Below are 8,969 nucleotides of genomic sequence, written 5' to 3' on the forward strand. Positions count from 1 at the left end.
ACAGTGTAAGGCTTTGATTTTTTGAAAATGGGTAATTAATTTTGTGCACCTGCTTATTGTGATGTTAAGCTGGGGGGGTGACATGCAAGCTGAAATCCTTACTGAGTAATCATTTCAGCCCATAATTTTCCAAAAGATACATTCTGTTTTGGGCTGACTTTGGACGTATTTATAAGGGTTTGAGCTTGGCATAAAATCATTCGTAGGGTCAATTTGGGACTGTATCTTCCATGAGCCCATTGGCATCAAAACCTTATGTAACTACGTGATGGCGTACAGTCAGCAACCGCCGTTCATCCAAGAAAGACCATAAGCCTTGCAACAGTGAAGCAGTGATATTGGGTTGATACCAACTGGCTCCTTGGATAGTTCCATGATTTTGGTTAGCAGTCTTATCCTTAGCAATGCTACCAGAGCCTTCACCCAAATCCCAGCAACCAACTAATCCCTTTTCTGTACCTTTAAGAAAGTCATTCATCTCCTGTTTAATGTCTGCCTGCAAGCGGACTCCCTCCCAAATCCGCAATTGAGTAATTATGCCTTGGAAATAATTGCTTTGGTTACCTCGACAGCCAAGATAAAGGGATGAATTATTAATTGTATTATCTGAAGTGATATCTTCAGTAAAGCCTTCTAATTCTCCATCAAGATATAAGTACAGTGTTGAACTATCTTTTACAAAAGCAACGTGATGAAAGTTGTCATCATTAATCGCTTTGGTAGAACTAATGGTAGCAAAGTTAGTACCATCACTTCTAGTTACCTGTAATTTACCCGATTGGTTTTCATATCTAATCCCATAAGGAAAACCCCCAGAACCACTACCTTTTTCTAGGATACTATTATGGGTTTCTTGGGTTCTAGATTGTACTTTTTCAGGTCTTACCCAAAGTTCAATAGCAAAATCGTGATCGTTAGCAAAATTGAGTTGGTCTGAGTGAGGGATTTCCAGATAATCATCCTGGCCATCAAAGGAGAGCAAACTGTAGTTATCAGCCAACGTTTGAGGAACCACCAGCAAGCTAATGTTTCCTGGGGCTGGTTCTTCTCTGGCAGTTGGTTCACTCAAAGCCAGATTCTGCTGAGAAATGCATTTAGCCCTAGCGACTACCCCAAAAGGACCAAGAGCCTTAGCGGTTGGTGTTTCCTGCCAGTCTTGTAGTACCAGTTGTTCAAAGTCCTCACTACTGACTGCCCGGTAGCGTTGCCGCAAATCCACAATGGTTTGCTGCACTGCTGTCTCCAAATCCCCTTCCAGCTGCCACTGGGAACCATTAAGCAGCTTCAGAAACATTTTTTGGTTTTCATCTGGAATCTGATTAGTCCGGTAAATCACCATCTCCGTCAACCAAGCCAACATCTCGATCAAGATGATGCCAGGGTCAGTAGGATTGTGGTCAGTCCAATCAGGATACTCTTTCGGTATTAGAGAAATAGCCTCTTCCAAAAGGTCAGCATAAGTACGGTCATCTAGGTTAGGTAGTGGTAGTGGCATTTGTCATTAGTTGGTTGTGAGAATTTAGAATGTAGAATGTAGAATTTATAATTTATAATTTAGAATTTAGAATGTAGAATTTATAATGGTGAAGGCAGAATGGTGAAGGCAGAATGGTGAAGGCAGAATGGTGAATGGTGAAGGCAGAATTTAGAAGTTAGAATGGTGAAGGCAGAAGGCACAAGGCACAAGGCAGAAGGCAGAAGGCAGAAGGCAGAAGGCAGAAGGCACAAGGCACAAGGCACAAGGCACAAGGCACAAGGCACAAGGCACAAGGCACAAGGCAGAATGGTGAATGGTGAATGGTGAATGGTGAATGGTGAATTCTAACTTCTAACTTCACCATTTTAACTTCTAACTTCACCATTTTAACTTCTAACTTCACCATTTTAACTTCTAACTTCACCATTTTAACTTCTAACTTCACCATTCTTAATTCTACATTCTTAATTCTACATTCTTAATTCTTAATTCTACATTCTTAATTCTTAATTATACATTATTAATTCTTAATTCTACATTCTTAATTCTACATTATTAATTCTTAATTATACATTCTTAATTCAATAAGACTGACCCAAACTAATCTGATGTTCACCGGAATAGATTAGGAATCGGTTGCTTTGTTCCTCAGGTATCTCGCCTAGGTCAATGGAGAGATAGTTAACATAATTCACACCTGGGACGGATTCGATTAACCGATACAGGTCTGATTTATGGGGTTGACGACCAAAAGGCCAGCCTTGACCATCCACGCCACCAGTCAGGGGATGTAAAAAGTGGTTCAGGGCATCGTTGACCCCAATTACAACTTCTTCGGCAAGGTCTAAGGAGAGGGGTACAACCTCAGCTGTGACTGTAACTTCTACCCAATAGGGTCCCGTCACTCGCAGGTCTAGGGTGGGGGCACAGCGAGCCAGGATGTATTCTTCTACTAAGTCGAGCAAACCAAGACTGGGAGTAGGTTGCCGTGCTGAAGAATCCGGTAGAATAATCAGTTCCACTTGACCGACATCGTCTCTGTCTAGATAAGGGCTATTGTCAGCATGGTCACTTGTGGTCTTGGGGGGTAGGTTGAAATTTCCTGTCAGAGAACCATCAGGGTACTCGATGGTGACATCACCGCTAACGTTAACATCGCCCAAGTTGACCATAGTCACGTACCATTCGCTTCCAAGACTGAATTGGCTGGGTGTGACTGGGTAACTCAGTTCGCGTCCGCTAGCTTCCTCGGTAAAGATTTTTTCCTCATAGGCTATGGTCTGTCCTGGACCATTAATCTTGACCTGTAGCTGATAGCTGGTTGGGGGATTATTACCCTGGGACCATAAACTGACCGTGATCGTCCCTGATTGCTCCAACGGCAGGTAGTAGTTTGGCAACCACTGTAAGTCTTTTGGGTTAAATTCAGGAGTAATTGCCCATGCCCTAGCTACATCGGTAGATGCTTGGTAGACCAAATCCTCAATGTCTTCGGCAGTTACAGCTTTGTACCGATGGCGCAATGTCTTCGGCCCTTGTTCCTTCACCCACTCTAGAGACTCCTGATCGGCTCCACCACTAGCAGCTTCTAGGTTAGTGACACTATCTACATAAGGCACTGTGGTCTTGAGTTCGGTGATAGTCTCAGCTGCTTTATTACCCTGTTTACCACCACCAGTGCGGTAGTAAACCATACGGATATTGTTGCTACCTAGGGGTGGTATCCTTCCCTGTTGGTTGTTGCCAAAGCTTACTTCTCCCGTCAGGTGATTGAGAACATAGTGACGGTCTTCCGGTCCGGAACCATAGAAATCTGATACTTCTTGCCAAACTAACCACACCTCCTCTTGTAGATCCGTTTCTTCCTCTTCCTGGACCTCTAGTTGTTGACCGTCTAACACAGGAAATTGGAGGGTGGAGAAGGTCTGATTGGGATTCCCATTACTCGAACCAAGGATTTCATTCTCAATGGTGGTTGCCTGGGTTGCCCAAGTTGTATTCAGCAGCAACCGCCGTAGTCGGGGTGGCACTCTAAAATCACCCCCTTGCCAGCGAATTCGCAGCCAATATAATTCTTTACCAAATTCTGATTGCTTTGTCAAGTCAGTTGGTCCAATAAACTGGACTAAACCCGGTTGACTCATGGCAGCGGTTTCATCAGCTTCCACGCCTAAACGCATCCAACGGTCAGGACTGGTATATTCAGGGCTGGAATATTCTCCTACTACCACTGCTGGCTGAGTTATGGTAGGACTTGTGGCCAATTCCCCTGGTGCTGGGGGTTCTACCTGGGCATAGATAGTGGTGGAGCGGTTGGCGAAGGGGGCGTCAAAGCCTAGGTAAAGGGTGGGTCTCAGGTCTTGAGTGGGAGTAAAAGCCTCAAAGGGGGAGCCATCTTGGTTAGCTTGAGTGGTGCAATCTACATAAGTGAAATCATTGTAGGTCAAGCAAGCTGAGAGAGGGGAATCACCTGAGTTGTAGCTATAGCTTAGGGTGAGGGATTTTAGCACTGGTGGAGCTAAAGCTGAGGCTGGTAGGAGTACCACACTCGTTTCCACTGGATGAGATTGAGTGAGGTTGCTCGTCAGGGTGAGGGTATTCTCGTTGAAATTGATACTAGCAATCTCCAAGTCTTCCTGCTTGTCAGTACCTGGATCAATCCGAATGCGATCGCTAGGCAAAAAACCTCTGACACTATCTACCTTGATGGTGTTGATACCACTGCTGACCTCTTGTTCAAAAAGTTCCACCGTTGCTCCACTGGCATGGTCGGAATAGATAGTATTGGTCAGAGTTAGGGTATTAGAGCTAATACTACTAATTTGCGCATATTCCGGTTGACTAGTGTCTGCCCCAATCAGAATAGAGTCATTATCTTGAAAGCCACTAGCGCTACTGACCTGTAGGGTATTGGCTCCACTGCTGACAGCTTGAGTGAGTGTGGTGCTAATGGCACGAGATGGCTGGAGTGTGGTACTGGTTTCTTCTGCGGTAGCTTCCTCAGTACCATAATTACCCGTGATAATCCGAGCACGAAGCCAATAATTACTTTCCCCATTTACTGGCTGGGGTCCCATCTGGTCAGGGAGGGTGAAAGTAAATGCACCGCCAATCGTGAAGTTGGCAGCAGACAGACCAGAACTATTATGTTTAACTATCTCCCAAGTACTACCATTCCAGACTTCCCAGCGGACTTCCACACCCCCAGTGGTATTAACCGGTGGAGCATCACTACTTAAAACCAAATCAACGGTAACTTCAGCTCCAGGTTTGGATAAAACCTCCTGACTAGCCAGATAAAAGGTATCGTTGAAACCAGGTTCCTCACCAAAGGGATAGAAATCTTTGCTCAGATCCAGTTCATCGGTATCGAAAAAGCACAACTCTGGTGCTACATCACTGCCATTAATCTGCACACTGGCACTAATGTGATTGATCTGTGGCAATAACTGAGGTGGAGGTAAAGGAGTATTGGTAAGCTGAGCTTTAAGCCAGGCAGCATTGATCCCATTAATACTCTCCTGACTGGGGACTGGCAGATTCTCAATGGACACTTCCCACTCACTGTCACCTGAATTAGTCAAGCTTGGGAAGGACTTGCTAATTTGGTTCTGGTCGTCAATGTCTAGACGGGCCAAACGGATATGACTATTCGCTGGTTTGCTAGTATCGGTCTCAGCAATCAGTTCCACCACTGGTTCTGAGTCACTGTAGGAAATTACTACTAGCCTAGTTTGATTGGTGTTGCTGCTCAGGTCAAGGTCATATTTTTCAAGGAGATTAATCTCTCGACCTTGGTAATCTATCGCCTTTCCAGGTTGGACGATAACTTCACCATAGCCAATTTCAACCTCTAAGCCCTCAATAATTCCTAGTATTGGTTTCCAAACCTCACCATTCCAGTAAGACCAAGTGATTGGTACTGCTGCTAACCCAACTGCATTAGGAGAGTCAATGGTTAGGGTGAGAGTTTTCGATTCAGGTAAGGTGAGCAGCTCGTCACAAGCCAAATAGAGGGAATGTTCGATGGGCTGATCCCCTGCAAAGGTTAGAAAAGCAGCATCTTCTTGACCCGTTGCTTGCTGAGTGCGATCGCTATAGCGGTCTTGTTCTGGTTCCCGCACAAACACTGCTTGCAGCTGCACATTGGTCAAGGCTAAATCACGCTCGGTCTCGAAAATGACCTCTTCTTCCTCTCCTTCTGTGGGCGGTGCTGCCACCTCCGTCTGAGCAGGAACCAAGGCTTCTGTGCTACCAGTTGCCAAATAAAAGGTCAAGGGTACTCGCGCTGGTCTAGGTGGTCCAATGCTAGTGCCAATCAAATCCAGAAAGGCGAGGAAGTTTTTATCCGGGACTTGATTGATGCGATCGCTGACAATCGTTGCCAGATGACCAAAAATACGAATTAGTGACCGACCACCATCCGGCTTGTTATCTGCCAAAGGACGCCAGTCTGTGAACGCCTTAGCGCACGCCTCCGTATAGGTAACGATGTCTTCATAGCTACGTTGATCAATCTTTGGAGCTTGCATAAGAAATTAGGGAGTAGGGAGTAGGGAGTAGGGAGTAGGGAACAGGGAACAGGGAACAGGGAACAGTAGATGTAGGGTGGGCAGTGCATCATGGCATTAATTTGATTGCGATCGCATTTGTTGGCACTGCCCACCTAGGGAACAGATGTAGGGTGGGCAGTGCATCATGGCATTAATTTGAATGCGATCGCGTTTTGTGGCACTGCCCACCCGAAGATTAATTTGGTTGCGATCGCATTCTGTGGCACACCCCACCATTTGATTAATCACAAGTTGATCTAGATGTAGGGTGGGCAGTGCTTGAGACTGATTAATTTGAATGCGATCGCGTTTTGTGGCACTGCCCACCCGAAAATTAACCGAGTGATTAATTTGGTTGCGATCGCATTCTGTGGCACACCCCACCATTTGATTAATCACAAGTTGATCTAGATGTAGGGTGGGCAGTGCTTGAGACTGATTAATTTGAATGCGATCGCGTTTTGTGGCACTGCCCACCCGAAGATTAACCGAGTGATTAATTTGAATGCGATCGCATTCTGTGGCACACCCCACACCCCACACCCCACACCCCACACCCCACACCCCACACCCTACACCCCACACCCCACACTCCAAATTAATAATCTAAATAGAATGGATAAACTAAATTAAAGCGATTATTAGTACGGCGCACTTGGTAGTTAATTTCTATCAGGAGACGATTAAATTGGGTCTCATCCGGGTAGACACCTACATCTAGAACTTCAATGCGCGGTTCCCACTGGGTCAAGGCTCGGCGTACCTCCACTGTTAATTGTCCAGCTGTCCCAGCGCTGTTGCTGGCAAATACTAAATCATGAATACCGCAGCCAAAATCCGGGCGCATCAGTCGTTCTCCTGGAGAAGTACTCAGAATCATCCAAATCGACTGGCGGACACTATCCTCATATTGGGCCATTTCGATTTGTTTATTTTCGTCGAGTACTACGGGGAAATTCCATCCCACTCCGAGAAAATCAGTAGTCGTCATGGTTACATCTCCTTATCAACCGCCAATAAATACCTTCGTCGGCTTACCAGGCCCAGGGGATACTGTGCCGTGGGGAGGGGGTAATTCACTACAGGTCTTAACTGGGTCACCAATGCGCGCCACTGGTTTACCCTCAATTTTCACAGAAGAACTACCCTTAGTAATTTCAGCTGTTTTGTTAGGTTCCTTGACAAACTTGATTGGTGACGTTCCCGGTGGCGGTATCGGTGGGTGTACCTGGGTTTTTCCCTGGCTGCCCTTTAAGGCCACCAATTTACCACCAATCTTGACCTTTTTACTCAACTTTTGCTCGAATTTTCCTTGGAAAGGAATTGGCATTGGCGCTACAATAGGCGGCGCAGGAGCAGGTGGTTGACCCTGGACTTGGTGCGTACAAGATGTCACCACTAAATCGCCTTTTCTGGCTGCCGGTTTACCCATGATTTTTCATACTCCATAAAACTTAAATAACAGCGGTCAGCTTTCAGCTTTCAGCGGTCAGTGGTCAGTGGTCAGTGGTCAGTGGTCAGTGGTCAGCGGTCAGTGGTCAGTGGTCAGTGGTCAGCGGTCAGCAGTCAGCGGTCAGCTGTTAGGTTATAGCACTTGACATTTATAAAAGCAGCAAAAGCTATTATATTCAGCTATTGCCTATTGCCTTGCGCTATATTTTATTCAAAAGCACCTCAAGTAGAGTGGCACAAGCTTCGACGCTGTGAAGTTAAGGTATAAGCTAATAGCTGATTGCTGAAAGCTGATTGCTGAAAGCTGATTCCTGAAAGCTGATTCCTGAAAGCTGATTGCTGAAAGCTGATTCCTGAAAGCTGATTGCTTAATTAATTGATACCGTATTACCGGTAATCTTCACGTCTTTACTAGCTTTAAAATGCATCCCCTTCTTAGTTTCAATTTTGCTACCATTAGCATCAACTTTAAATGACTTATCTGTCTTCATATCCAGGTTATTCTTGGCAGTAATTTTGATATCTTCCTCGGAAATAATTTCGATCCCCTTACCACCAAGTTTAAGTTTACCTTCCTTAGACTCAATGGTAATTGAATTGTCTTTGGTATTAATAATGATACTATTCTTGCCAGTTTTATCAATCACCTCAATTTTTTCTTTACCTTTAGTATCATCTAAGCGAATAGCATGACCACTTTGAGCAATTACTTCAATTTTACCTTTTTCCTTAGTATCATCTAAACGGATAGTATGTTTATTATGGGAAATAACCTCAACTTTTTCTTCATCCTTAGTATCATCTAAGCGAATAATATGACCACTACGGGATTTTATTGTACGCTTATTAATAGTCTTTTTTTTACTATCTTCTTTGTCTTTTTCAGGAGACTCAGGGGGTTGATCTTTGCCATTCCATAACCCCCCTAGGATATAGGGAAAATTGATATCACCTTGTTCAAAAGCTACCAGCACCTCATCGTTAACTTCCGGCAAAAAGTAAATACCACGGTCATTACCAGCCATGGGAGTTAACACCCTAGCCCAATAGCTTTCATCATCATCTGAGAGCCAAGGAAACTTGACCTTGACTCGGCCTAAGTTTTCCTCATCGCCATTGTTAGTCACTATTCCCATAGTCACCCCATAGAAACGACCTCGTATTTCAGGGGGACCTAGCAAATTAGTTAGTAAATCGATGCTTGTCATAATTGATAGTTTGTTAAGTAGATAGTTATGGGTTTTATAGGGAATCGGAAATTTAGAATTTAGAATGCGCGAATTTAGAATCGGGAATCGGGAATCGGGAATCGGGAGTCGGGAATCGGGAATTTAGAATGCGCGAATTTAGAATTTAGAATCGGGAATCGGGAATCGGTAGTAGGGAATCGGGAATCGGGAATCGGGAACAGGGAATAGGGAAAAAATCCTGTGTACCTAATTAGACTAGAAACCGCTATACTTTCGTGATCTCCCACACTCCCCATA

The 8,969-nt window shown here is 44.8% G+C and carries 7 protein-coding genes and 1 pseudogene; 1 reads left to right on the top strand and 7 read right to left on the bottom strand.

Translation table 11 applies throughout. The features are described from left to right. Window positions 1-253: 253 nt before the first annotated feature. Window positions 254-1,495 carry a LamG domain-containing protein gene (locus F6K20_RS00075; RefSeq protein ID WP_287293297.1) on the bottom strand — a complete coding sequence of 414 codons (1,242 nt, stop codon included), beginning with the start codon at window positions 1,493-1,495 and terminating at the stop codon, window positions 254-256. Window positions 1,496-1,657: 162 nt separating this feature from the next. Here F6K20_RS00075 and F6K20_RS00080 point away from each other — a divergent pair, with 162 nt between their 5' ends. After that, window positions 1,658-1,804 carry a hypothetical protein gene (locus F6K20_RS00080; protein WP_008184157.1) on the top strand — a complete coding sequence of 49 codons (147 nt, stop codon included), beginning with the start codon at window positions 1,658-1,660 and terminating at the stop codon, window positions 1,802-1,804. Window positions 1,805-2,058: 254 nt separating this feature from the next. On the opposite strand, the gene F6K20_RS00085 is transcribed toward F6K20_RS00080, so the two are convergent. The 6 genes and pseudogenes from F6K20_RS00085 to F6K20_RS00110 all read right to left on the bottom strand — a co-directional run. Next, the gene (locus F6K20_RS00085) at window positions 2,059-6,009 is read right to left on the bottom strand and encodes a putative baseplate assembly protein (protein ID WP_008184156.1); all 3,951 of its coding nucleotides are present in this window, start codon (window positions 6,007-6,009) and stop codon (window positions 2,059-2,061) included. 96 nt (window positions 6,010-6,105) lie between these two features. Then, window positions 6,106-6,564 carry a hypothetical protein gene (locus tag F6K20_RS00090; protein ID WP_287293298.1) on the bottom strand — a complete coding sequence of 153 codons (459 nt, stop codon included), beginning with the start codon at window positions 6,562-6,564 and terminating at the stop codon, window positions 6,106-6,108. A 64-nt stretch (window positions 6,565-6,628) separates the two neighbouring features. Then, a complete protein-coding gene (locus F6K20_RS00095) occupies window positions 6,629-7,021 on the bottom strand; it encodes a GPW/gp25 family protein (RefSeq protein WP_008184152.1) in 393 nt (130 codons plus the stop codon). 15 nt (window positions 7,022-7,036) lie between these two features. Next, window positions 7,037-7,462, bottom strand: coding sequence for a PAAR domain-containing protein (locus F6K20_RS00100; RefSeq protein ID WP_008184150.1), 426 nt, complete (start codon window positions 7,460-7,462; stop codon window positions 7,037-7,039). 388 nt (window positions 7,463-7,850) lie between these two features. Further along, a complete protein-coding gene (locus tag F6K20_RS00105) occupies window positions 7,851-8,690 on the bottom strand; it encodes a phage baseplate assembly protein V (RefSeq protein WP_008184148.1) in 840 nt (279 codons plus the stop codon). 74 nt (window positions 8,691-8,764) lie between these two features. Beyond that, window positions 8,765-8,969, bottom strand: a pseudogene (locus tag F6K20_RS00110) (hypothetical protein); the annotation flags it as partial.

The organism is Moorena sp. SIO2C4, assembly GCF_010672485.1.
In the GTDB taxonomy this organism is placed as follows: domain Bacteria; phylum Cyanobacteriota; class Cyanobacteriia; order Cyanobacteriales; family Coleofasciculaceae; genus Moorena; species Moorena producens.

Coding starts and splice junctions, on each gene's coding strand:
- F6K20_RS00075 (WP_287293297.1), bottom strand. CDS start 1,495: ATGCCACTACCACTACCTAACCTAGATGACCGTACTTATGCTGACCTT.
- F6K20_RS00095 (WP_008184152.1), bottom strand. CDS start 7,021: ATGACGACTACTGATTTTCTCGGAGTGGGATGGAATTTCCCCGTAGTA.
- F6K20_RS00080 (WP_008184157.1), top strand. CDS start 1,658: ATGGTGAAGGCAGAAGGCACAAGGCACAAGGCAGAAGGCAGAAGGCAG.
- F6K20_RS00085 (WP_008184156.1), bottom strand. CDS start 6,009: ATGCAAGCTCCAAAGATTGATCAACGTAGCTATGAAGACATCGTTACC.
- F6K20_RS00105 (WP_008184148.1), bottom strand. CDS start 8,690: ATGACAAGCATCGATTTACTAACTAATTTGCTAGGTCCCCCTGAAATA.
- F6K20_RS00100 (WP_008184150.1), bottom strand. CDS start 7,462: ATGGGTAAACCGGCAGCCAGAAAAGGCGATTTAGTGGTGACATCTTGT.